Genomic DNA, 25,069 nt, shown 5'->3' on the forward strand with positions numbered 1-25,069 from the left:
GGAGGGGATCTTGTAAATCTAGTTTTCAAGATTCCCTCCTTGTTAATTAATATTGTGGAACGGTAACGCCTTGTGCGCATTGCTTTTTGGACTCACTGTTCGATATTGATTGGGCCAATATCTTTTTGAAATCCTCGTGTTCTGATCACAAGGAAGATTGCTCCAGCTAACAGCCAACAAACTCCAACGATCTGTCCGATCGTTTCCATCCCTACTAAAATGTACAAACATACACCGATACCAAGTACAGGAGAGATGAGGTTAGAAAGAAGATGCTTCCCTCTTCTCTCTTTTCTTTTTACGAAAAACTCAATAATGACTGAGACATTAACAAAAATAAAACCGACAATTGCCCCGAACACGACGATAACGAAGAACACTTGAATCGGGATGAGAAGTGCTCCTATATACCCTAACACTGCTAAAATAAGTACACTATAAACTGGTGTTTTATACTTCGGATGTAAGTAAGCTAAAGAAGAAGGCAAGACGCCATCGCGCCCCATACTAAACAACACCCTAGAACCTGACGCCTGTCCGGCTAAAGCTGTAGCTGTTCCAGTTAAAACGAGGGCTATCGTTGTAGCCGTCGCTAAACCGCTGCCTCCAACAGCAATGGCAATGTCATAAAAAGCAGTATCTACATTTTTCAACGATCCTAACTTCGCTTGAATAAGTGTCGCAAAATAAATTTGAATACCTATCAGAAAAGAACTAATGACACAAGTAATAATTGCAGCCCGTCCGACGGTTTTCCCTGAAACTTTCGCATCTTCTGCTAAAGCTGTAATTCCATCAAAACCGATATACGAAAGAACAGCAATCGATGTGCCGGCAATTAACGCATTCATCGAAAATGTTTCTTTATGATAGATTCCCTGCATGTTGAATAAACTTCCAATGCCTCCTTCGTTTGTAAGCGCATACAAAGCAAACCCAACAAATAGGAAGACGCTGATTAATTTTATGACAAGCATGATTGTATTTAAATGAGCTGATAATTTAGTCCCGCGGTAATTAAAGAAAGTCATTGGGATAATCAATAGAAGTAACATGCCCCATAACGGAATAAAATCGAATAGTTTAATGGCAAAAGATGAACTTAATTTATAAACGAGCATGGGAAAGATTAAATAATCGAGTAGGATCGCCCATCCAGCGATAAAACCGAGCGTCGGATTTAAACTATGCGTAGCATAACTGTACGTTGAGCCCGCTTTTGGCACGATGGACGCCATTTTACCATAGCTGACCGCCGTGAAAATCATCGCAATCAGTCCGACATAAATAGCTAATACTCCATGCCCTCCAGAGGTAAAATTTAATCCTCCAAATAACGATTGGGCAGAGTTAGGTGAAATAAAAATCAGACCGAAAATCACCAAATCTCTTGTTCGCAGCACTCTTTTAAGATTTTGATCTCCTTGATTAACTAGACTCATTACTGTTCTCCTCCTTATAAAAGCAAATCCAGGGAATGACGTCTAACGTTTTATTTCCCTTGGAGTTGCCCTAGTTTCTGTGAAATTCACAAAGCTTAGTAATCACTTAAACTTTTATATGGTCATTACATTTCTGAGGTGAACAAACGAAAGAAGTATAATAGAAAATCTTTTTACTTTTTATAATTACTCTTTTCGATTACACTCAACAAGCCATCTAAAGAGGAGATCGTTCCTGCTGCCCGTTCTTTCGTCACAATCCAAGCAGATTGACGAAGTGGAGAAAATACTAGTTCACTTATTATTGTTCGATATTCAGGGAACTTATCTCTTTTTGGAATCCTTGCGTTTTAATCACAAGAACCATTCCACCGACGAGCATCCAACAAACACCAACTATTTGTCCAACCGTTTCCATTCCCAGCAAAATATATAGACATACACTGATCCCAAGTAAAGGAGAGACGAAATTAGTGATGAAGTGCTTTCCTTTTCTTTCGTTTCTTTTTATAAAAAACTCAATCATGACGGATGTGTTAACAAAGATAAAACCGATGATCGCTCCGAATACAACAATAAGGAAGAAAACACTGATCGGTATGATAAGCGCCCCGATATAACCTAATACAGACAATAAAAAGACACTGTAAACCGGTGTTTTATATTTTGGATGTAAGTACGCAAAAGCAGCTGGCAGAACACCGTCACGCCCCATACTAAACAACACCCTGGAACCTGAAGCCTGGCCTGCCAAAGCAGTTGCCGTTCCCGTTACAATGAGAATTACCGTTGTGACTGCAGCTAAACCGCCTCCTCCAACAGCGCTCGCGATATCATAAAAAGCGGTGTCCGTATGTTTTAATACGCCTAATTGCGATTGAATGACTGATGCAAAGTAAACTTGAATTCCAATAAGCAGCGAACTAATCACACAAGTAATCATCGCAGCCTGTCCTACTGTTTTTCCCGATACTTTGGCATCCTCAGCCAGCGCGGTAATCCCATCAAACCCGATATAAGCAAGTACAGCGATCGAAGCTCCCGCTATTACAGCACTCATAGAAAAGGAATCCTCCCGGTATATGCCATTTATATTCACTAAGCTCTCTATCCCTCCACTATTTGTAAGCGCATACACAGAAAACCCGACAAATAAAAGAACGCTTATCAGCTTTACGCTTAACATGATCGTATTTAAATGTGCCGTTAGCTTAGCTCCGCGATAATTGAAGAAAGTCATTGGAATGATCAGAATGAGTAACATGAGCCATAATGGAATAAAAGGGAACAATTCCAGGGCAAATGTCGAACTTAATTTATAAATCATCATCGGAAAAATTAAGTAGTCTAATAATATCGCCCATCCAGCGATAAATCCCAAATTCGAATTCAAGCTGTGCGTGACGTAACTATACGTAGAGCCCGCTTTTGGCACGATAGATGCCATTTTCCCATAACTTGCAGCTGTGAAAATCATAGCAATGAGACCGATAAAAACCGATAAAACTCCATGCCCTCCGGAAGAAAACGTCAATTCTCCAAATAATGATTGAGCAGAGTTAGGCGAGATAAAGATCAGGCCAAAAATGACCAAATCTCTTGTCCGCAGTACTCTTTTCAAATCTTGCTCTCCTTGATTAGCTTTGCTCACTGTTTCCCTCCCTGTAAAGAGCAATTCCAGAGAACATTCTCTTAGTCACTTTCTTCTGGAATTGCTCTGATTTCTTTGGATACCGTACATTCCAAGTATCTATTAGACTTACTAGTTTCTGAGGTGAACAAACGAGGTGGGTTTAAGTATACATCCTCTTAGTTTTCACTGATGCTCTTTTCCATTGCGTCTAACGAGTCGGCAGAATTGAAATCACTCCTTCTTTTTTTATCATCATTCAATCATGTAAATGCTGATGTAGAAACACTCTTTTTCACTGTGATCACTTGTAAATCTTTTCCGACAATCACTTCTCCACCGAATACTTCAGCTGCCTGCTGCTTTGCTTCTTCTTCAATAATATTTGGTAAAAAGTGCGTCAGAACGAGCGTTTTCACACCGGCTTCTTTGCTGATTTCGCCTGCCTGTTGAGGTGAACAATGTTCTTTCTGCAGGTTATCCCAGATCTTTTGCAACTCAGCACTTTTGGTATTACGATACACGCCAGTTGGAGCGAGACAGGCATCCATTACAAGAATGTCCGCGCCTTTTGATAATTCGACAATCGCCGGAGTTGGTGCCGTATCACCGGATAGAACAACTGTTTTTTCCTCTATTTCAAAGCGATAGCCATACGTCAGTACGTTATGAACCATTTGAGCAGCTGAAATTTTCCACGGGAGCCCGCAGCTCACTTCACCCGACTCATCGATTTCAATAATATTTACATCTAACACACCGTTTCCTGGTCTTCCGAGTGACGTCCGATAAGTGATATCTTCTTCAAACAGGTTGATAATCGTTTCATGGAAATGTTTCATTCCTTTTGGACCGACGACTGTTAACTTCCGGCGGCCGAGCCCCCATCCTCCCAGCAGGAATTGACCATAGCCAAACACATGATCCGAATGCAGGTGGGTCATAAACAAGTATTGAATGCTTTCCGGTGCAATACCTGCTCTCATCAGCTGTGCTGTCGTTCCTTCTCCGCAGTCAATCAAAATATGCCTATCATCAATCGTTAATACTTGTGATGGACCTGACCGTTCGAGATCCGGCCGCGGACTGCCTGTACCAAGCATCGTTATTTTTACGTCTGCCATCTTCCCATTCCTCCTTACTTTTCGCAAATGCTCTTTTCAATTGCACTTAATGCGTCATCAAAAATGCTAATCATTTCTTGTACTTGTTCTTTTGTAATGCTCAATGGCGGGGCAATCACAATCGTGTTCGATCCTTCAAATGTAACTGGCCGCACGATTAATCCTCTCTTTAAACACTCTTGCACGAGTTTCGGAGCTGCCTCTACTGAGGGATCGAAAGGAATTTCTTTTTCCCGATCTTTATATAATTCGAAAGCAGCCAACAGCCCAATCGCTCTCGTTTTCGTTACGAAGGAATACTTTTCTTCTAAGTAGTTAAAGCCTCTCTTTAGTGCAGCTTCCATTTGCTTGGCATTCGCTACGAGATTTTCTCTTTCAATAATTTCAATATTTTTCAAAGCAACGGCACATGCAACAGGATGTCCACTGTAAGTGAATCCATGGAAGAATGGACCGTCTGACAATTCAGATATTTCATCACGTAATGTTTCCCTAATAATAACAGCTCCCAGCTGGCTGTAAGCGCTCGTAATTCCTTTAGCGACCGTCATGATATCCGGTACAACGTTCCAATTGTCGACTCCAAACATTTTTCCTGTGCGGCCAAACCCACAAATGACTTCATCTGTTATCATCAAAATTCCGTATTCATCACACAGATTCCGAATCGCCTGTAAGTAACCATCCGGCGGAATAAACATGCCGCCCGCTCCTTGAACAGGCTCTAAAATCACGGCGGCAACTGTCTCAGCTCCTTCTCTCTCAATCACACCTCTTACACTGCCGGCGAAATCTGGAGCAGTTCGATCTCCGAGCTCACATTCCGTTTGAAACTTTGTTGTCGCATGAATGAATCCAGGTGCTTGTGCTGTAGCCATGTTTTGAAATTGTTCAATTCCCGTAGCGCTCGTTGCCCCAACTGTGATTCCATGATATCCACGTTTTAAACCGATAATTTTCGTACGGTTTGGCTCCCCTTTTAATTTCCAATAATGACGAACAATTTTAAAGGCTGTATCATTAGATTCAGAACCGCCCGATGTGAAGAAGCTGACATTAAGATCTCCAGGCGTCAATTCAGCAATTTTCTCCGCTAGACGGATCACTGGTTCATGCGACATTCCTTGAAAACAAGAACTGAAAGCGAGCTTTTTCATCTGTTCGCTGGCCGCTTCTACTATTTCTTCACGGCCGTGCCCAACATTGACGTTCCATAAGGAAGACATACCATCAATGTACTTGTTTCCATTGACATCCGTTAAATAAATCCCTTCCCCTTTATCAATAATGAGTGAAGGTCCATTTGCCTGATGCTGTTTAATAGCAGTCGTCGGGTGTAAAAAGTGTTTTCTATCTAATTCTCTTAACTGTTCAATACTTACGTTTTCTGTGGCGTTACTCAATGTAGATCCCTCCCGATTTATCCAATAGTGAACTAAGCTACTATCCTTTTCTTCTTATATAATTGTTGAAATAAATTTCTTTTCAAGAAAGTCAGACAATCCATCCGTGCCGCCTTCACGTCCCATACCGCTCTCTTTTATGCCGCCGAACGGGCCTTCTACCTGGGACAGAACCGTATCATTTATTCCTACCATTCCGTAATCTAACGCCTCAGATACACGTACAGACCGCGATAAATCTCTTGTGAAGCAGTAAGCAGCTAACCCATAATCGGTGTCGTTCGCTTTTGCGATTACTTCCTCTTCTGTTTTAAATGTAAAGATTGGCGCGACTGGACCGAATGTTTCATTCTCAGCAATCATCATCGTATCGTTTACATCTGCTAAAATAGTCGGCTTATAAAAATAACCTTTTTCATGTCCTTCCACTTCTAATTTTTCACCGCCGGTGACAAGTACCGCCCCTTGCTTCACTGCATTTTCCACTTGTTCTTCTACTTTATTCAATCCAGCTTCACTGACTAACGGTCCTACGTCTACTCCCTTTTCCAATCCATTCCCTACGCGTAAAGCTTCCACTTTTTCTTTTAATAATAATAAAAATTGATCTTTAATAGATTCCTGAACGTAAATACGATTAGCAGAAATACACGTTTGTCCACAGTTTTGGAATTTACAGCGAGCGAGCTGTTCAACCGTATGTTCTAAATCAGCATCTTCAAAAATGATGAATGGCGCGTGTCCACCAAGCTCCATAGATACTCGTTTCACTTGATCTGCCGCTTTTCGTAACAATAACTTGCCGACATTTGTTGATCCTGTAAAAGTAATTTTACGGATTCGTTTATCTGATAGCAGCGTGTCACCGATTGTTTGAGGGTTCCCTGTGACTAAATTGATCACTCCTTTTGGAATTCCCGCTTTCTCTGCCAGCTCAAAGAATAAAATAGCGCTTCCTGGTGTCTGCTCAGCTGGTTTCAGGACAACCGTACAACCAGCAGCAAGAGCAGGGGCAAGCTTTCTGACGACCATTCCCAGCGGAAAATTCCATGGAGTAATAGCCGCTACCGGTCCAATAGGCTGTCTGATCACTTGTAATCTTCTATTCTTAACCGCTCCAGGAATCACTTCACCGGTTACACGCTTCCCTTCTTCTAGATTCCAAAGAACGTACTCTGCCGCGTTCATCACTTCACCACGGGCCTGATGAATTGGCTTCCCCATTTCAATAGAAATATTTTTCGCGAACTCTTCAGAATTTTCAATCATCAGTTGATATAATCGTGTGAGGATTTCCGCACGCTCTCTCCCTGTCTTAGCCGACCATTCTGGGAAAGCAGCAACCGCAGCATCGATTGCCTTCTTTGTATCTTGTTCATCTCCAAGTGCTGCTTTTGAAACAATTTGCCCTGTAGCAGGACTGACTACATCAAAATAATCTTCAGAAACCGGGCTGATCCATTCTCCGTTAATGTATAAATTGTATGTTTTCACATCATTGATAACCGTCGTCATCTCGACACTCCCTTTACTTATTCTGTTTTTCTTTGAGAATCACACTACACCTTTCATTCTCGTAAACGCTTCCCTAATTACTGTTATTGTAAATGTTCCTTCCATTTTAGTCAAAAGTTTTTTCTGAAAATTAGAAAAATAGTCTATTAAATTAGATTTATAAATTTTTCTCGTATACTTCTTCTCAATTTGAAATAAAGATCTCTTTATTTTTATGCTTCTTTGTATAAATCATTATCCTCTATATGATCAAGCTGCATGAAAGCGTTATACTAAATAACATAGATATCTATACGAATCAAAATGGAGGATACAAATGATTAAGCAATTTACCGGTATTCTTTCACAAAAAGATAAAAGTTTAAAAGAATTATATAGCCTCATTACCGAACATGGGCCTGTTTCTAGAACCGATTTAGTAAAATATACAGGCATCAAGCAGACAACGTGCTTTCGGCTGATTGATGAGCTGATCCAAAGTGAACTTGTTATTGAAAGCGGGTACGGACAATCAAGCGGCGGCCGTAAACCAATTATGTACGAAGTGAAAGTCGATGCTTATTACGTGATAGGAATAGATATTTCAACCACACACACGAAAGTTTTATTAATGGATCTTGCTTTCTCCATCATTGATGAGGAAAGCTTGACGATGGATGAAACAACTACTCCTGACGTTGTCATTGAGTTTATTGTTTCCTGTATTCATACGATGCTGCAGCGTCAAAGGCTCACAATGAACGATATATTGGGAGCAGGAATTGGAGCGATCGGTCCATTAGATCGCGAAAAAGGCATGATCTTAAATCCAATTTTTCCATCACCCGGCTGGAAAGACGTTCACTTGTGCCAAATCTTAAGTGAAAAACTAAACATCAAAACAGTGTTGGAATATGGATCGAATACCGCGACACTTGCGGAATACCAGCAGGATGCATTTAAAAAATACCAGAATGTGATTAATATTCTAAAAGGAGATGGCATCCGTAACGGACTGATTATAGATGGGCATCTTGTTCAAGGGGCCGATAAATTGGGAGCATTCGGCCAAGGTCATATGATTGTAGACATCCATGGAAGAAAGTGTGTTTGTGGCGCCTATGGATGTATCCATGCTTACTCGTCTATCCCGGCGATTCAAAGCGAAATTGTCAAAGGACTTAAACGCGGCTACCCTTCCGTCCTTCGTGAATGGAGAATAAACATTGAAGAGATTACTTTCGAAGAGATTTGTCAGGCGGTCAATGAAGGAGATCATTTTGCCCGGCAGATCATAGAGGATGCTGCCTATTACTCCGGGATCGGCCTTGCTAATTTAGTCCATATGTTTTTCCCCGAATTAATTATTTTAAATGGTCCTCTTTACACCAAAATGGATTTGTATTATCACACTGTCATAGAAACAGCCCAGAATCGTTTGAAGGCCATCTATCCAAATCATGAAATTGTTTTCAGCAAGGGCTTACTTGGTGAAAATGCTAGTGCAATCGGGGCTGGCAGAATGTTGCTACACTATTATTTAACAGATCGCAGCACCATTTTTTAAATTTTTTAACAACTTATAACCAAAATGGATAAAAGAGTGTTATACTGGAATCAGCATTAAAAAAGAGAACGTAAAGAGGTGTGCAAATGACAAATAACTGGAAATTGCTTTCAGACATATTTTTCACCTTTTTAAAAATCGGGCCGATCACATTTGGCGGCGGTTATGCGATGATTCCAATCATTGAAAGAGAAGTAGCCATAAAAAAGAAATGGATCGAAACGAAAGAGATCACCGATGTTGTTGCTCTAGCAGGATCGGCTCCTGGAGCAATGGCTATTAATTCAGCTACATTTGTCGGGTATCGGATTGCAGGTATAAGCGGGGCGATTGCCGCATTAATTGGTGTCTTGCTGCCGACGTTTCTTATTGTCATCATGCTTAGCATATTTTATCTGTATTTTAAAGATACTCCGATCGTAGAAGCTGCTTTTCATGGAATCGGGCCAGCTGTTGTAGCTCTTATTTGTCTAGCGGCTTATAAAATTGCGCCAACAGCGATCATTGATAAAACGACACTGTCTGTAGCTGGATTGACTGTTTTACTTTTACTTTTTCTTCATGTTCATCCTTTTCTCATTATTCTTAGTGGAATATTTGCTGGAATTTTCCTCGTTAAAATAAGAACATGGCTCGGCTATAAGACAAAGCTCGATGGATATGAAAAGAAGGCTGGGTGAAAAATATGATTTTACTAGAACTATTTAAAACATTTTTCATGATCGGGCTCATCTCATTCGGGGGAGGTTACGCAACGCTGCCAATCATTGAAGTGGAAGTGACTGCTCATCATTGGATGACCACGAAGGAATTTACTGACATTATTGCTATTGCCGGCATGTCACCTGGTCCGATTGCGACAAACTGTGCGGTCATTGTCGGGTATCAAACAGCTGGCTTCGCCGGAGCAGCTGCTTCTACACTCGGGGTTGTATTGCCGTCATTGATCATCATTTTGATCATGGCCGCTTTTTTCTACAAGGCAAACAAGCATCCTATCGTCCAATCCGCCTTTTATGGTTTGCGCCCAATCGTTGTTGGGCTGATCGTGTATGCAGCAATTAAATTCGCAATAGCCAATGGGTTAATCGGTCCTCTCTCCCTGTATTCACTTGGCCTTTTTCTGATTTTTCTCCTCTCCCTGCTGGCATTAACTAGATTCCGAGCGCATCCAGCATTAGTTATCATTCTTTCGGGTATTGCCGGGGTTCTTCTTTTTACGTAAAGTTTCTCCAATTAGGTACAACGTTAATCCCCCCTCTTGATTATTTCAAATAACCTATCTGCCCATGTGAAAGAGCTGTCGGCCAATGCCCAACAGCTCTTTTTGTTAACAGCTCTCCGTCTTTTAAAGCAAGCCTTGCTCACAATTGTTTTTTTCATATCCAAGATTCTTTTTAAATTCCCTTATTTCTTGCCTTTCCCTTTTTTCTTGTCTTTTCCTTGCTCTTGCTCTTGTTCTTGCTCTTGTTCTTGCTCTTGTTCTTGCTCTTGTTCTTGTTCTTGCTCTTGTTCTTGTTCTTGCTCTTGTTCTTGTTCTTGTTCTTGTTCTTGCTCTTGTTCTTGAGCTTGTTCTTGTTCTTGCTCTTGTTCTTGCTCTTGTTCTTGAGCTTGTTCCTGTTCTTGTGTATTCTGTTCCTTCCCTTTTTTGTGATCTTTCGGCATGTTCATCCCCCCCTTTCTACTAATTTATGAGGACAGCTGAAAAGGGAATGGACAAATATCATGCGATTCAAATATTTATAATACATACACTCATTAGCGTAATAAGGAGTATCTCTTTCACTTTAGTTGTCTACGATATTGATATTATATTGTTCCATCCATATATTAATTTGGGCAAGATGGGCGATAAGCTGCGGACCAGTCATGAGCTGGCCGAACCACGGAACTTTGAAGGCGGATCCACCTGAGTCGATGATGTCTCTCGCTTTTTGTTTTGAGATTAACTCAAGGATTGGAGAGGTCTGATTGTTTATAATGGCAGTTAACATGTTCTTAACGAGTTGTGTATATCCAGGGTGGTGTGTTTTCGGATAAGGGCTCTTTTTACGATAAAGAACATCATGGGGCAGAAGCCCTTCCAAAGCCCGCCGTAAAATACCTTTCTCACGGCCATTGAGCATCTTCATTTCCCAAGGTATATTCCAGGCATATTCTACGAGCCGATGATCTGCAAATGGAACACGAACTTCTAAGCCAGCCCCCATGCTCATACGGTCTTTCCGCTCGAGGAGTGCCGCCATAAACCAGGTCATATTTAAATAAAACATTTCCCGGCGGCGGGCTTCCAAAGGACTTTCCCCTTCTAATTGAGGTGTTTCACTGATCGTTTCTTTATATCGCTCCCTTACATATTCCGTTAGATCAAGTTTCTTTTGCCATTGTGGCAGCAGCAGCTGCTGTCTTTCTTCTTGTGACCTCATCCATGGAAAGCCTTCCATATGCAGAAAGTCTTCCTTGTAGAACCATGGATAGCCTCCAAAAATTTCATCTGCACATTCACCAGATAAGGCAACTGTAAAATGCTTTTTAATGTTTTCACAAAACCATAATAATGATGAATCTACATCCGCCATTCCCGGCAAATCCCTCATTGCAACGGCTTCTGTTAAATAATCAGTGAGCTGATCATTTTGAATGACGGCCGAGTGATGGATTGAACTGATGTACTTCTGCATTTTTCTTATCCATAACTCGTCTGCATCGGGCTGAAAGTCGTTCGCTTTGAAATATTGGCTGTTACGATCATAGTCAATGGAATACGTATGGAGCGGGCCGCGCCCTTCTTTTTTAAAAAATTCGGAAGCGAGTATACTGATAGCGCTTGAATCTACTCCCCCAGATAGAAACGTACAAACAGGTACATCCGCTGTCAGCTGCCGCTCGATCGCATCTTTTATCAAAAATCGTACTTGTTCTACGGTTTCTTCTACTGTTTGATCATGTTTTTTACTTTCTACATTCCAGTATCTCCATACCTTTAATCCATTTCGTTTATAGGTGAGTGCATGAGCCGGGCGCAATTCTTTTATTCCTCTAAATACCCCGTTTCCTGGAGTACGGGACGGGCCTAACCCGAATACTTCCTGCAATCCTTCCCATCCTACTTCTGCTTTCACATTCGGGTGAGCTAAAATCGCTTTTAGCTCAGAACCAAATAAAAATGACCCACTTTCTTCCTTATAAAATAACGGCTTAACACCAAGGCGGTCTCTCGCCATAAAGAGCTGCTCCCGATGATGATCCCAAATGGCAAAAGCAAAAATGCCATTTACATAATCTACACATTTCTCTTTCCACTCCGTATAAGCGGTCAATAATACTTCCGTATCGGAATGAGACTGAAAAGTATACCCTTTCTTCAATAGCTCTTTACGAAGTTCTTCTGTGTTGTAAAGCTCGCCATTGTACACCATCGTATACGTACGTTCATTAGCTGTTTTTGTCATCGGCTGACTGCCGCCGGCCGGGTCGACAACGACCAGGCGTGTATGACCTAATGAAACGTGGTCGGCACTCCATATATTTAAAGCATCCGGGCCGCGTTTCGCCAGTGTACGTGCCATCTTTTCCACAATAACTGCCTGAGTTGTTAAATGTTGATGCCAATGAATCCATCCTGTTATTCCACACACCCGTTATCACTCTTTCCGATCAAGATTTTCCCTTTCAGCTAGGGTACTTCTAATTAACTGACACCTAATATTGTGTCATATAGCGCTCACGTTCCCATGGATGGACTTGTGTACGGAACAAGTTCCATTCGATAGTTTTGGCTTCAACAAAATGTTCACATACATGGCTGCCTAAAGCCTTAGTCATCACTTCATCCCTTTGAAAATTTTCAAGCGCCTCAGCTAATGTAGCTGGTAAATCAACGATGTTGTTTTCCTCTCTCTCTTTTTTGGACATGACGTAGATATTTTTATCGACGGTTTTAGGAGGTGTTAACTTATTTTTAATGCCATCTAATCCAGCCGCAAGCTGAACAGCCAGCGCTAAGTAAGGATTGGCAGAAGGATCAACACTCCGTACCTCTATACGAGTACTTAATCCGCGCGAAGCCGGGATACGGATGAGCGGACTTCTGTTTCTCGCTGACCAGGCTACATAACATGGAGCTTCATAACCGGGAACTAATCTTTTATATGAATTAACAGTCGGATTCGTGATTGCAGTAAAGTTAGGAGCATGCTTCAAAATACCGGCTACAAATTGTCTAGCCATATCACTTAACTCCATATCCCCATGTTGATCATAAAAGACATTTTCACCATTTTTAAATAAAGACAAATTACAATGCATCCCTGAACCATTCACTCCAAACAACGGTTTGGGCATAAACGTTGCGTGTAATCCATGCTTACGGGCAATTGTCTTTACAACTAATTTAAACGTTTGAATATCGTCACATGCTTTCACAGCATCCTTGTATTTAAAATCAATTTCATGCTGTCCAGGAGCTACTTCATGATGGGAAGCTTCAATTTCAAATCCCATCTCTTCCAATTCCAGCACAATATCACGGCGGCAGTTTTCTCCAAGATCAGTCGGTGCCAGGTCAAAATAGCCGCCGCTATCATTTAGCTCGAGAGTAGGTGCACCGTTCTCATCTAATTTAAATAGAAAAAACTCAGGCTCAGGACCGACATTAAAATCTGTAAATCCAAGCTCTTTCATTTCACTGAGAATTCTCTTTAAGTTGGTACGAGGATCACCTTCAAATGGAGTGCTATCCGGATGATAGATGTCACAAATAAACCTGGCGACTTTTCCTTTTTCAGCTGTCCATGGGAAAATGACGAACGAATCCAAATCAGGATAGAGATACATATCGGATTCTTCAATACGAACAAATCCCTCAATAGATGAACCATCAAACATCATCTTGTTATTCAGCGCTTTCTCCAACTGCGACGAAGGAATTTCAACATTTTTAACGGCTCCCAAAATGTCCGTGAACTGCAATCTGATAAATTTTACGTTTTTTTCCTGTACTACTTGAAAAATTTTTTCTTTATTCCATTTTCCCATTTGCCCTCTCCCCTTAATTCTTACGCAATATGAAAGTTCTTGTCATTTAATGTATGTTTCACTTATTCATTCGAATAATATATTGTTTGGATGAATTTAATCTATTATTGAGAACAAAAGAATCAAAAATTTTAATAACTAACATGAAACCAGCTTTATTTCTAAAATTACTCTCTTAAAAACAACAGCCAGTTCACTGATAAGCAGTGAACTGGCTGTTGTTAACAATACATTACACAATCTGATCTTGATGTTGCAGTTCCGTCACAGGGTCTTCTTTTTTCGTAAGCAAACTCACAACAACAAAAACAATCGCCGAAAGCGGAAGGGCATAAAATAATGGATCAACGTGTGTCATTGGATAAGCAAGGAGTGTATTTTTTCCAAACAATGCCTTGGATAACCCAAGAACCGCTGCTTCTTTTTCATGCAAAAACATAAACCCTAAAATACTGATGGTAAAACCGACCATCATGCTCGCCTTGGCACCGGCTCTCGTAGATTTTTCCCAGAAGAAAGCTCCGATCATAACCGGCAAAAATCCAGCTGCACATATCCCAAACCAGAAAGCGGTTGCCTGGGCAATGACGCCGCCCGGCAAAATATAAGACAGGGCAACAGCCGCAGTGATACCGAACAGCACTCCAATCCGGGAGGCGTCCATTCCTAACAAGGAGTTGATGCCGAAACTTTTCAAAATATCTTGTCCGAAAGCAGATCCTTGAAGATGAATAAGAGAACTGATTGTTGAAATAGCAGCTGACAATAACGTCAGTGTAAACAAATAAACGAACCATTCCGGCATTAAATGATTGATCAGTGAAGGAATCACAAGGTCCACATTTCCTTTGGCGGCCTCTATAGCCAGCTTCCCTAATTGATCATGGAAATACAGATTGCTGATTGGACCAAGCATGAAAGCGGCTCCAGTCATAAAGAAGATGAACACGCCGCCGACGATAACAGAGCGATACAGTGCCTGATTGTTTTTCACGGTCATAAACCGCATCACGAGCTGCGGCTGTGCAAGCACCCCGATGCCGACCCCCATCACGATCGTACTCACTAATGTCCACCAGATCGGCGAGCCGAGTTCCGGCATAGATGTCCAGCCGCGGTGACCTTGATCGACTAATGCCTGAGGAACTAGATCTTTCATGGCCGTTAATCCGGCATGTCCATCGATCACGCCTCCAACTGCCTTGTACCCCATAAATAAAAAGATCGCCATGCCGACAAACATCACAATAGCCGCAAAGGCATCCGTATACATAACCGCCTTAATCCCGCCGCTTAATACATAAAAACCGACGATAATAGCTAGTACGAGGAGAGCAATATTATAGTTCATAGAAAGGGTTTCCTGAAGAAAACGGCCTCCTCCGACGAGGACAATACTCGTATAGGCCGGCATTAAGACGAAAATAACGATGCCTGAAAATACTGTGATAAATTTTGAATTGTAGCGTTTACCGAGCAGCTCAGCAAATGTATACGCTTCCAAATTCTTCGATACTTTTCGAATACGTGTTCCAAAAAAGACGAAGGAAATAAAGACACCAAACACGATATTTAAAAAACAAAGCCATAATAATCCAAAACCGTATAATGAAGCTACGCCGCCAAACCCGATTAATGAAGACGTACTAATGAAAGTGGCTCCGTAAGAAAGTGCCATCACCGTCGGGTTAATATCCCGCCCGCCTACTAAGTAGTCCGCTTCAGACCTCGTCGTTTTATAACCGTAATACGCCAGTGCGGACATAATGCCTAAATAAATCAAAAGTATAGGAATTAATATCGCCAGGTTCATTTACATCACTCCTCCTCTTCTCCCCGATTCCACATCATCAACCCGAAAACAACACAACCTGCCATTGATAAAATAGTACCTACCCATGCCGCTGCAATGATTGGATCTTCCATACCGAACATAATGAATCCCCCTTATTCACTGTAAATATTATCCTTACTCATTCGTTGAAAAATGCTCCTTCTTTTAATTTTTCTGATAATTCCAAATTATCATTCTATTAAATATTATACAATTTTAGGAAAGTAAAGTATATCACTTTTTTGTTTTTATTACTTTTTTTGTTATACAAACAAAAAAAGCTATCTCGCAATTAAAGTGTCATCCCCCACTTGATGTGAGGACAAACTTTTGTGAGATAGCTCTTTTATCTGTCTGCTTTACGTTTATTTCATATACATCAGGCTTCTAACTAAGTCTGCAAAACTAGCATAAAATAAGCCCCAAGCATTAAAATAAGGATACTGACAGTAACGGCTGCAAAGACGATAATCGCTGTAGATGAACGGAAAGTTTCCTCATTGATCTCTTTTCGCTTAATAAAATAACTAAATACTCCTGTAAAAAGAAAAGCAATTCCGATGATAAGGGAAAACCCCATCATTAATAAAGAGATTGTATCCGTAATGGCACTTACCTGAGCTCCATAGTTTAAGTGCAGAGTCACTGCTAAAAATCCAATTCCGACGACGGCTATGCCTGTGCGAAGCCAAGCAAGAAATGTTCGCTCATTAGATAGATGCTGCTGAATGTATTGAGATTCATCTACTTTTTGTTTATCCATACTTTCCCCTCATATCAACAATGCCTTAATCTATTTTATGCAATCAGAATATGAAAGGTTATTGCTTGCAATACAAATTAAAAACCGCATGAAGCCTTCAAAAAAGCAAGGCAGCCGGCTGCCTTTTATAAGCGGGTGGTAAATTAGGATACCCCTCTTTCCTTAGCTAGTGAAGGCCACGGCAGGCAGTTGGTCTTGACTAACCAAGGAGTTCTTTATTTCATTGTGATTCTTATGCGGATTTTTTATGCTGCTTGACCTCTTTATTTACGGAAAGTTCCTGCCGAAACGATTTAATTAGTGCATAGGACATAAAGAGAAGGATGATCGCTAACGGCAAAGCGCTGACAATAATGGCAGCTTGCATTCCAACAAGACCGCCTGTTGCGAGTAAAACAGACGCAATTGCTGCTAGAATCAGTCCCCAGCTGAGCGTGACAAAAAATGGTGGATTTAAGCTTCCATTTGTCGTCTGCATCCCGAGAACAAAGGTTGCTGAATCAGCTGATGTCACAAAGAATGTCAAAATAAGGATAACAGAGATAACTGATAACACGTCTCCGAAAGGCATATGCTCATATACAAAGAATAGAGATGTCTCAAAGCTTTGTTTAGCTACATCCAGGCCTTGTACTAAATCGAAATAAATACCTGTCCCGCCGAATACTCCGAACCATAGTGAACAGACAAGCGTTGGAATAATTAATACAGCCATAATAAATTCACGAACGGTGCGCCCTTTAGATACACGAGCGATAAATGTTCCAACGAACGGTGTCCATGAAATCCACCAAGCCCAGTAAAAAATAGTCCAGTCTTTGACCCATTGATTATTCTCTGGATTAAATGGAGCGAATCTCAGTCCCATGCTAGGAAGGTTTTGCAAGTACCCGCCAAACGTAGTTGAAAACAATTCCAGCAAATATTGTGTTGGACCAAGGAAAAGAAAAGAGAAGAATAGAATAACAGCAAGCACCATATTCGTATTACTTAAATATTTAATTCCTTTTGAGACACCTGTTCCTGCCGAAATGATAAATAGAACAGTTGTTATTGCAATAATAAGGAGTTGAGTGTTAAAGCTGATAGGCATACCAATTAAATAGTGTAATCCACTGTTGATTTGTGAAGCTCCAAGCCCTAACGACGCGGCTACACCAAATACAGTAGCAAATACAGCAATAATGTCCACCGTGTGCCCAATCGGTCCTTTCGCTTTATCACCGATCAGCGGATATAAAGTGGCACTCATCAAACCAGGCATGTTTTTACGGAATTTGTAGTAAGCTAAAGCAAGCGCTACGACTGCATAAATGGCCCAAGCATGAAACCCCCAGTGCAGATACGTATGTTCTAAGCTTATTTTTGCGGATTCAATCGATTGAGATGTTCCAAATGGAGGGGTTGTATAATGCGAAACAGGTTCAGAAACTCCGTAAAATAAAAGTCCAATTCCCATTCCCGCGCTAAATAACATAGCAAACCACGTTAACGTACTGAACTCAGGCTTATCTTCCGGCTTTCCAAGCTTAATCTTTCCAAAACGGCTAAACGCAACGCATAAAGCAAAAATCAGAAAGAAAGTAGCGGAAAATTGATAAAACCACCCGAAACGGTCAAGTAAAAAACTTTGTGTAGATGTCATCACCTTAATCAATTGATCAGGAGCAATGACACCCCAAGAGACAAATAACACACTGATAACTATTGAAATCCAAAAAATAGACGTTGTTTTCTTCACGATCTTCCCCCTTAAACTTCATAGATTACGAAAGTTTATGCTATTTTATACCCGCTTACTATATAAGTGTAAACATACTTCTACATCTTTTTCAAACGCATGTCGAAAAAACGAACAAAGAAAAAACGCGCTGAAGCCTGGAGTGATCAAGGTTCAGCGCGATATTATTTTTATATAAATTTTTCTTTGACATTCACTATTATTGGATTTGCAAGGACGTTTTCACATACGCTTCAATAACATCAGATGATAACTCCAAATCGTTCGTTAGTATACTACTTTTTATATACGATAGCTTGTCTTTTTCAACTGCATATGACTGAATATCTAAAATGTTGTCAATATGCATGACACCTTTATTAGTAATCATTGGCTTTGTCATCTTTTCCCGGCCGTTCTCTACAGGAGACGAAGGGATCGCCTCACTTCCATTGAGCAATTTTTCCTCCGCTAATTCATTCATCAATGATGGATACGAAGGCATTCCTTTAGTCAAAATCTCGTGCATTTCAGCAATATCGTTCGGGTCATTTCCTTGATAATACTGAATATAATAGGCAAGAACAATTTGTTCTTCTTCAGTTAATTTTTCCACCTTTTCTTCCTCCTTTATCCACTTATTTTGCCAAAAATAACGTATTCCAAACCTCTTTTCCTCTATTTCGAAAAACTCCTTGTTTTAATTTGTTCAAAAAAATTTTATTTATACGATCGCTCAAAGTATTATCTCTCGTTCTTCACATAGCATTTCCGGATTATGTAAAAACCTATTTTTCCTTTCTTTTAATTCATAATAAAATACCTATCATATGACCTAACTTTTTAATAAAGTGTTTACAAAATATAAAATTCTAAAAAAGAAATACCTACACTATTCACACCGAATCCTGCTTATTTTGCAAAACAATTAGTTCGGGCGCTGCTTCTTTATGCAGTTGTGTGGATAATATGAAAGCCAGCAGCAGCAGCCCGCAGCATAGCACTAGAACAGATGGAATTCCGCCAATATGATCAATCATCCATCCGCCAATCCCCGGACCAAGCAGCTGGCCAAACGCAAAGTACACCGTGACATATCCTAAAGCGATCGGTGCATAAGACGGATGAATCTGTTCTGTCGAGAGAGCCTGTATAAGAGCAAGCATCCCAACAAGCGTAATCCCCCAAAGAAACTGGCTAGCAACAAACCCTATGTATACCGGAAATAGGATAGGTATAGCCACTGATAAGGCTCCTAGGAAAAGTGTGATGAGCAGAGACTTTTTCCTGCCGATCTTATCCGAAATCGTTCCCCACAAAGGTCCGCTAAAAATAGACAACACACCACTAATAGCCATGATTTGACCAGCCCCATACGGATCAATGCGGGCCTCTAAAATGTAACTGAACAAGAAGCTTTGGGGAAGCAAGTAGGCAAAGCCAATCAACCCATAAATGAAAGCGACGAGCAATACTCTTTTGTGCAAGTACACCTCACGAAAAAGAGAATCCTCTTTTTGCGCAGTTTTACGTAAAGGGATTGGCGGGTCCCGAAGAACGAGCAGAGCAACAAAGGCAGATAATAAAGAAAACACCCCATACGAAAACCAAAGATACCGCCAGCCGTTTACAGGATACCAAGCCGTAAAGAATGGAATAAGCAGGCTGGAAATAAGCGTTCCTAGTCCTAATCCACTACCGAGAAAGCCGATCATCCTCCCTCTTTGTTTAGGAAACCAGCCCACAACAATGTTGACAATCGGTGTATACGTAAAAGCCGTACCGATGCCGAGCAACACCATCCCGGCCAGACACGAAATGAAGCTTCCAACAAAGGCGAGATAGAGCAAACCGCAAGCGACGAGCAGCGTTCCAATAATGACCAGTCTTTTGGAACCCCATTTCGCAGCCATAATTCCAGCAAAAAGAACCAACCCTAAATATCCAATCGATGACGCTGTACCGAGCATTCCTGCCTGTTCATATGTAATCGATAAGCTTTCCTTCATAAAAGACATGAAAATTCCGTAAGACATCCGTCCAAAGCCAAGCGTACTAATTGTTACCATGACACATGCAAAAGCATATGGCCACGCTTTTTGTTCTTGTTCCATGAATTCGCCTCCTGACTTGTGAGAGCGGTGAATCACTAGTAAACATATTTTCATCTACTCTCATAAGATTCTTAGCACTATGTTTTTGAGAGCAACTACTTTATTAGTTTAACACGTTTTTTTCGCAATTATCAGTAAACTTCCCTTTCCTAGCCTGATTAAAGTCAACGTCAAAAAAGACTACTCTGGAATATCCAAAGCAGCCTGATAATATCTCTACAATCTGTTTACAATTCATTATAACGATCGTAAACACTCTTTCATCGTTGTCACAATAAAAGAAAAGTCTTCTTCTGTGATACTTAATGGCGGAGCAAGCTGCAGGACGTTATTATAGCCTGCTACTGTATCACCATTCTTGCCGATAATCAGCCCTTTATCTTTGCAAAGCCTAATGACCTTGTTCACTACTTCCGCATCTGCTGGCCTTTTTGTCTGCTTATCTTCCACTAATTCAATACCGATCAGAAGGCCTTTTCCACGAACATCTCCCACAAAGGATACATCTTTTAGCTCTTCCAACTCTTTCAACATTCTCTTTCCCAGCACCTCGGCACGTTCAATTAATTTCTCGTTTTCGAAAATCTCTAAGTTTTTCAATGCCAATGCACAGGCAGCCGGATTTCCTCCGAACGTGTTCACATGGCGGAAACGATCATATGGATCACTGCCGCTGTATGCTTCATAAATCTCTCGTTTCACCGCTGTCGCGGAAAGTGGAAGATAAGCGCTTGTGATCCCTTTAGCCATTGTAATAATGTCCGGCTTTACATCATAATACATAAATCCAAACGGTTTGCCTGTCCGGCCAAATCCACAGATCACTTCATCACAAATGAGCAGCGCCCCATGCTTTTCGCAAATCTCTTTTACTTTTTTCATGTAGTTCTGCGGAGGAATCAGGCAGCCTCCTCCTGAAATAATCGGCTCCATGATCATCGCTGCTACAGTTTGACTTAGCTCCCATGTCATGACACGGTCGACTTCTTCTGCACTTTCAAGTGTATGTTCATCATCAGGGTGACGATAAATATCAGGTGGATTCACATGAATAAATCCTGGAGCAAGCGGTTCATATTTATATTTGCGCTCAGCCTGTCCTGTTGCTGATAAAGCCCCCATTGAATTTCCATGATAAGAGCGGTAGCGGGAAATAAACTTATATCGGCTATGTTCTCCTTTTTGCTGATGGTATTGGCGTGCAACTTTAAATGCTGTTTCGTTCGCTTCGGAGCCGCTATTGGAGAAAAAAATCACATAATCGCCACCGAGCCATTCATTCAATTTTTCAGCTAATTGAATAGCAGGCACGTGGCTCTGAGCTAACGGAAAGTACGGCATCTCCAGCAATTGCTCGTAAGCGGCTTTCGCCAGCTCCTTTCTGCCATAACCAGCATTCACACACCAGAGACCCGATAAACCGTCCAAATATTTGTTATCCTCTATATCCGTGATCCATGCACCTTCCGCCTTCTTAATCACTAAATTCCCCGAAACAGAAGCCGAGCCCCTCATTGCATGCCATACATAACGCTGGTCCTTCGCTTGTAAGTCTTCTGCTGCTGCCTGCACAATGTTTCACCTCTCTTTCCTCACCGGTTTAATAACGAGCCGTCATCATCTTTTTGCGCGTATAAAATTCCACTCCATCTTTGCCATTCGCATGAAGATCACCATAGAACGAGTTTTTATAACCCGAGAATGGGAAAAATGCCATCGGAGCAGGTACACCTAAGTTAATACCGAGCATACCTGCGTCAATTTCTTCACGGAATTCTCGAATCGCTTTCGCACTGTCTGTATAGAGGCATGCTCCATTCGCAAACTCCGATTTATTTGTAATTTCTATCGCCTCTTGCAGACTTTCAGCACGGACGATGGAAAGCACAGGTGCAAAGATTTCATCCTGCCAAATTTTCATATTCGTCTTTACATGGTCGAAAATCGTCGGGCCGATAAAATATCCTCTCTCATGCTCCCCTTCTCTTCTGCCGTCACGGATAAGTACCGCTCCTTCTTCCACTCCACTGTCAATATAGCCAATCGTCCGTTCCTTATGGGCTTCACGGATCACCGGCCCAAGAAACACGCCTTTTTCCATCCCATTGCCCATTTTGATTTCATCTGCTTTTTGTTTAAGACGCTGAACTAATTCATCAGCAATATGACCAACTGCTACAACAACTGAAGCAGCCATACACCGTTCTCCTGCTGATCCGAAAGCAGCGCTTGTAATGTTGACTGCCGCATTTTCTAAATCTGCGTCCGGTAATACAATTGAATGATTCTTTGCTCCAGCGAGCGCCTGTACTCGTTTGCCATTGGCCGCAGCTGTTTTATAGATGTATTCCGCAACCGGCTGCGAACCGACGAATGAAATGGCTTTGACATCTTTATGTTCCAAAATCCCATTAACTACATCATGAGCCCCGTGAACAATATTTAATACGCCATCTGGAAGACCCGCTTCTTTAAACAGTTGGGCTAAACGATTCGCCAAAAGGGGAGTGCGCTCTGATGGCTTTAATACAAATGTGTTTCCGCAGGCAATGGCGAGTGGGAACATCCAGCATGGCACCATCATCGGGAAGTTAAAAGGCGTAATACCGCCGACTACACCGATCGGATAACGGTACATGCCGGACTCAATGCCTGCCGAAATATCCGGCAGCTGACTTCCCATCATTAAAGTAGGTGCGCCAGCAGCAAACTCAACGCACTCAATCCCACGCTGAACTTCTCCATATGCTTCGCTATAACTTTTTCCATTTTCAAGCGTAACAATTTCAGCCAGCTCTTCCCAATGATCTACGAGCAGCTGCTGGTAGCGAAATAAGATACGGGCGCGCTGCGGAACCGCCACTTTCTTCCACGTTTGAAACGCCTCTTTAGCAGCTGCGACTGCTTGATCAACGTCCTCTCGGGTAGAAACTGCGAGTCTAGCAATCACTTCACCTGTCGCTGGATTAGGGACTTCCGCTATTTTTCGGCTGGATGATTCTGTCCATTTCCCTCCAATAAAGTTTTTGACCGTTTGAACCTCATTTGTCACTACCATAGTAAAACCTCCTAAAGATTTCTAATCTATCGTGATAGCTTTATTATATTTCCAGTGGATAACGCTTACATTAGACAGAGAGTAAAAACATTCCAAAGGTTTCTTCTACATTATGAATGATGTCCGCTTCTTCTCTCACATTCTGTCTTCTATTGGAAAGGTTTGATTAGACAATTCAAGGTATTTGTAAGCAGAAATGGCGGCTTCAATCGCTTGCCGTTTAGCCGGTTTCATAAAATCTTCTCCTAAAAGTTCATATAATTTTTCAAGTCTATGATACAGGGTCTGCCTCACAATATACAGGCGTTCCGCTGTTTCTTTTTTTGAGCCGCTGCACTCTAGATAAACTTTTAATGTATTCATTAGACTTGCATTATTCTCCTGATCGTATAGTAGTATAGGTGTTAAATAATCGGACACAAACTCCTGGAGAATACCTCGCTCATGTGCATAGTAAATTAATCTATATATATGTAAATCTTCATAAAAATAACTAGTCAGTTCATTGTCTGCTCTTTCCCTAATAATGGCTGTGACCTTGGCCTTTTCATAACTCGCCTCAACTTGATCGAATCTTCCGACAATCGTTCCTAAACTGACTTGAATAGGTAAAAAAGAATGGCTTTTTACGTATTCAGGCTTAAACATTTGATCGATACCTGCTTTTATCCGTTGTTTACAATCATTCGCTTCCCGCTGATCAAGCAAAATGAAAACGACATCCCTTTTCATAACAGCCGATAAAAGAAAAAAGCCTTGTTCTTGGAAAATAGAGCGCATGACCATTTTGAAATACATCGTATTCGAACCTTCTTTATCCAGCTGTTTCATCTTACAGAGCAGGACAGCCGCTCTTTTAGGCTCGACAGCGGGTTCCAATTCTGCCAGATACGCCGTTATTTGTTCTTCATTATGTTCTCCTGTCAGCCACCCTTGAATCCAGTCTGCTTCCTTCGCCTTCCTTCTCTCTTCTGTCCACAACTCACGCAAGATTACTTGGGCAAGAGCCGTCACGGTCCGATCCAAAATCAGCGTCTCAAATTCAGTAATTCCGTCTTCCTCTGAAATAATGATCAGCTCGGCAAAACTTTGATTCCACACATGAATTTGCTGGCGTGCGATATTGCTGCCGTTTCCAAATTTGTTTTCTTTGGCCCCTTGGAGGAGCTGTTGCTTTTCCTTTTTTGTTTGACTTGAAACGATCTCTGCACGGCCTTCTTTTGGCACATAAATAACTGGTATGCCTATTTGTTCGTGCAGCATATTAAGAACTTTCTCCTTGGGATCTGTCTCAAGCAGCACTTCATTCAGCCGGCGCGAGTAGTCCTCTAAATCCGTAATCATTTGATACTGTTTTTTAATAATTAACGTATGTACACTTTCCGTGATGTCAACAAACCGGACTTCCTCATAAAATACGATCACCGGAAAATCATAACGGTCGGCCAGCTGTATGATTTCATCGGGAATTTCATTCAAATATTCCCCAATTTCTATACATAGTCCCGCTGCCTGGCAGTCAATCAATTGCTGCACAATAGAAAACAAGGTTTCTTTCCCTTTTTTCCACCCTACTCCAGTTGATAGAATCAATTCATCTCCATTTAAAAGGTCACTAACATCGGAAATCTCCATTACGTGTACCCATTTAACCTTTCGATGGATCCCTTCTTTTCCTGCTACTACCTTTGCTTTTCGAAAGTGTTCAAGCTCTAAAATTTCTTGCACCGATAACCTGATTTCATTCTTCATGTGTGCACCCCGCACTTTAAGGATATTGATCCCATTTTTACCTAGTTTAATATTAAATGAAGTGACATTCAATTATACAGAAAGTTTGAACAGCGTTTTGCTTTCATAATGACAGCTATATGACCAGTTAA

20 protein-coding genes are annotated in these 25,069 nt (G+C 41.3%); 3 read left to right on the forward strand and 17 right to left on the reverse strand.

The annotated features are described in order from the left end of the window. Positions 1-92 precede the first annotated feature (92 nt). From QYG89_RS12195 to QYG89_RS12215, 5 genes are all read right to left on the reverse strand, one after another. Positions 93-1,442, reverse strand: a complete 1,350-nt coding sequence (locus QYG89_RS12195) for an APC family permease (protein ID WP_404317697.1) — start codon at positions 1,440-1,442, stop codon at positions 93-95. 301 nt (positions 1,443-1,743) lie between these two features. Further along, complete coding sequence (locus QYG89_RS12200; protein WP_404317699.1) at positions 1,744-3,093, reverse strand: APC family permease; 1,350 nt, start codon at positions 3,091-3,093, stop codon at positions 1,744-1,746. Between the two features lie 242 nt (positions 3,094-3,335). Next, complete coding sequence (locus QYG89_RS12205) at positions 3,336-4,196, reverse strand: MBL fold metallo-hydrolase (protein WP_404317701.1); 861 nt, start codon at positions 4,194-4,196, stop codon at positions 3,336-3,338. Between the two features lie 14 nt (positions 4,197-4,210). Next, entirely contained in the window at positions 4,211-5,599 is a 1,389-nt protein-coding gene (locus QYG89_RS12210) for an aminotransferase family protein (RefSeq protein WP_404317703.1), read from the reverse strand. 54 nt (positions 5,600-5,653) lie between these two features. Beyond that, the gene (locus QYG89_RS12215; RefSeq protein ID WP_404317705.1) at positions 5,654-7,114 is read right to left on the reverse strand and encodes an NAD-dependent succinate-semialdehyde dehydrogenase; all 1,461 of its coding nucleotides are present in this window, start codon (positions 7,112-7,114) and stop codon (positions 5,654-5,656) included. Positions 7,115-7,430: 316 nt separating this feature from the next. Between QYG89_RS12215 and QYG89_RS12220 the strand changes: the two genes are divergently transcribed. From QYG89_RS12220 to QYG89_RS12230, 3 genes are all read left to right on the forward strand, one after another. Next, on the forward strand, positions 7,431-8,660 hold the full coding sequence (locus QYG89_RS12220; RefSeq protein ID WP_404317707.1) for an ROK family transcriptional regulator: 1,230 nt from the start codon (positions 7,431-7,433) through the stop codon (positions 8,658-8,660). An 86-nt stretch (positions 8,661-8,746) separates the two neighbouring features. Then, positions 8,747-9,340 carry a chromate transporter gene (locus QYG89_RS12225; protein WP_404317708.1) on the forward strand — a complete coding sequence of 198 codons (594 nt, stop codon included), beginning with the start codon at positions 8,747-8,749 and terminating at the stop codon, positions 9,338-9,340. 5 nt (positions 9,341-9,345) lie between these two features. Beyond that, positions 9,346-9,885 carry a chromate transporter gene (locus QYG89_RS12230; RefSeq protein WP_404317802.1) on the forward strand — a complete coding sequence of 180 codons (540 nt, stop codon included), beginning with the start codon at positions 9,346-9,348 and terminating at the stop codon, positions 9,883-9,885. A gap of 182 nt (positions 9,886-10,067) precedes the next feature. On the opposite strand, the gene QYG89_RS12235 is transcribed toward QYG89_RS12230, so the two are convergent. The 12 genes from QYG89_RS12235 to QYG89_RS12290 form a co-directional block, all read right to left on the reverse strand. Further along, on the reverse strand, positions 10,068-10,325 hold the full coding sequence (locus tag QYG89_RS12235; protein ID WP_404317710.1) for a hypothetical protein: 258 nt from the start codon (positions 10,323-10,325) through the stop codon (positions 10,068-10,070). A gap of 122 nt (positions 10,326-10,447) precedes the next feature. Then, on the reverse strand, positions 10,448-12,298 hold the full coding sequence (gene asnB, locus QYG89_RS12240) for an asparagine synthase (glutamine-hydrolyzing) (RefSeq protein WP_404317712.1): 1,851 nt from the start codon (positions 12,296-12,298) through the stop codon (positions 10,448-10,450). 64 nt (positions 12,299-12,362) lie between these two features. Beyond that, entirely contained in the window at positions 12,363-13,697 is a 1,335-nt protein-coding gene (gene glnA / locus QYG89_RS12245; RefSeq protein WP_404317714.1) for a type I glutamate--ammonia ligase, read from the reverse strand. Between the two features lie 232 nt (positions 13,698-13,929). Then, positions 13,930-15,510, reverse strand: coding sequence for a sodium:solute symporter family protein (locus QYG89_RS12250; protein ID WP_404317717.1), 1,581 nt, complete (start codon positions 15,508-15,510; stop codon positions 13,930-13,932). Between the two features lie 5 nt (positions 15,511-15,515). Further along, positions 15,516-15,632, reverse strand: coding sequence for a symporter small accessory protein (locus tag QYG89_RS12255; protein ID WP_404317719.1), 117 nt, complete (start codon positions 15,630-15,632; stop codon positions 15,516-15,518). Between the two features lie 290 nt (positions 15,633-15,922). Continuing rightward, entirely contained in the window at positions 15,923-16,294 is a 372-nt protein-coding gene (locus QYG89_RS12260) for a YidH family protein (RefSeq protein WP_404317720.1), read from the reverse strand. A gap of 232 nt (positions 16,295-16,526) precedes the next feature. Further along, positions 16,527-18,035, reverse strand: coding sequence for a glycine betaine uptake BCCT transporter (locus tag QYG89_RS12265; RefSeq protein ID WP_404317722.1), 1,509 nt, complete (start codon positions 18,033-18,035; stop codon positions 16,527-16,529). Between the two features lie 199 nt (positions 18,036-18,234). Further along, a complete protein-coding gene (locus QYG89_RS12270) occupies positions 18,235-18,630 on the reverse strand; it encodes a hypothetical protein (RefSeq protein ID WP_404317725.1) in 396 nt (131 codons plus the stop codon). A 280-nt stretch (positions 18,631-18,910) separates the two neighbouring features. Then, positions 18,911-20,128, reverse strand: a complete 1,218-nt coding sequence (locus tag QYG89_RS12275; protein ID WP_404317727.1) for a YbfB/YjiJ family MFS transporter — start codon at positions 20,126-20,128, stop codon at positions 18,911-18,913. A gap of 237 nt (positions 20,129-20,365) precedes the next feature. Beyond that, positions 20,366-21,703, reverse strand: a complete 1,338-nt coding sequence (locus QYG89_RS12280; protein ID WP_404317804.1) for an aspartate aminotransferase family protein — start codon at positions 21,701-21,703, stop codon at positions 20,366-20,368. A gap of 25 nt (positions 21,704-21,728) precedes the next feature. Then, positions 21,729-23,186, reverse strand: a complete 1,458-nt coding sequence (locus QYG89_RS12285; protein WP_404317729.1) for a CoA-acylating methylmalonate-semialdehyde dehydrogenase — start codon at positions 23,184-23,186, stop codon at positions 21,729-21,731. A gap of 135 nt (positions 23,187-23,321) precedes the next feature. After that, positions 23,322-24,938 carry a PucR family transcriptional regulator gene (locus tag QYG89_RS12290; protein WP_404317731.1) on the reverse strand — a complete coding sequence of 539 codons (1,617 nt, stop codon included), beginning with the start codon at positions 24,936-24,938 and terminating at the stop codon, positions 23,322-23,324. Between the last annotated feature and the right edge of the window lie 131 nt (positions 24,939-25,069).

Source organism: Bacillus lumedeiriae, from assembly GCF_044891285.1.
Classification (GTDB): domain Bacteria; phylum Bacillota; class Bacilli; order Bacillales; family Domibacillaceae; genus Pseudobacillus; species Pseudobacillus lumedeiriae.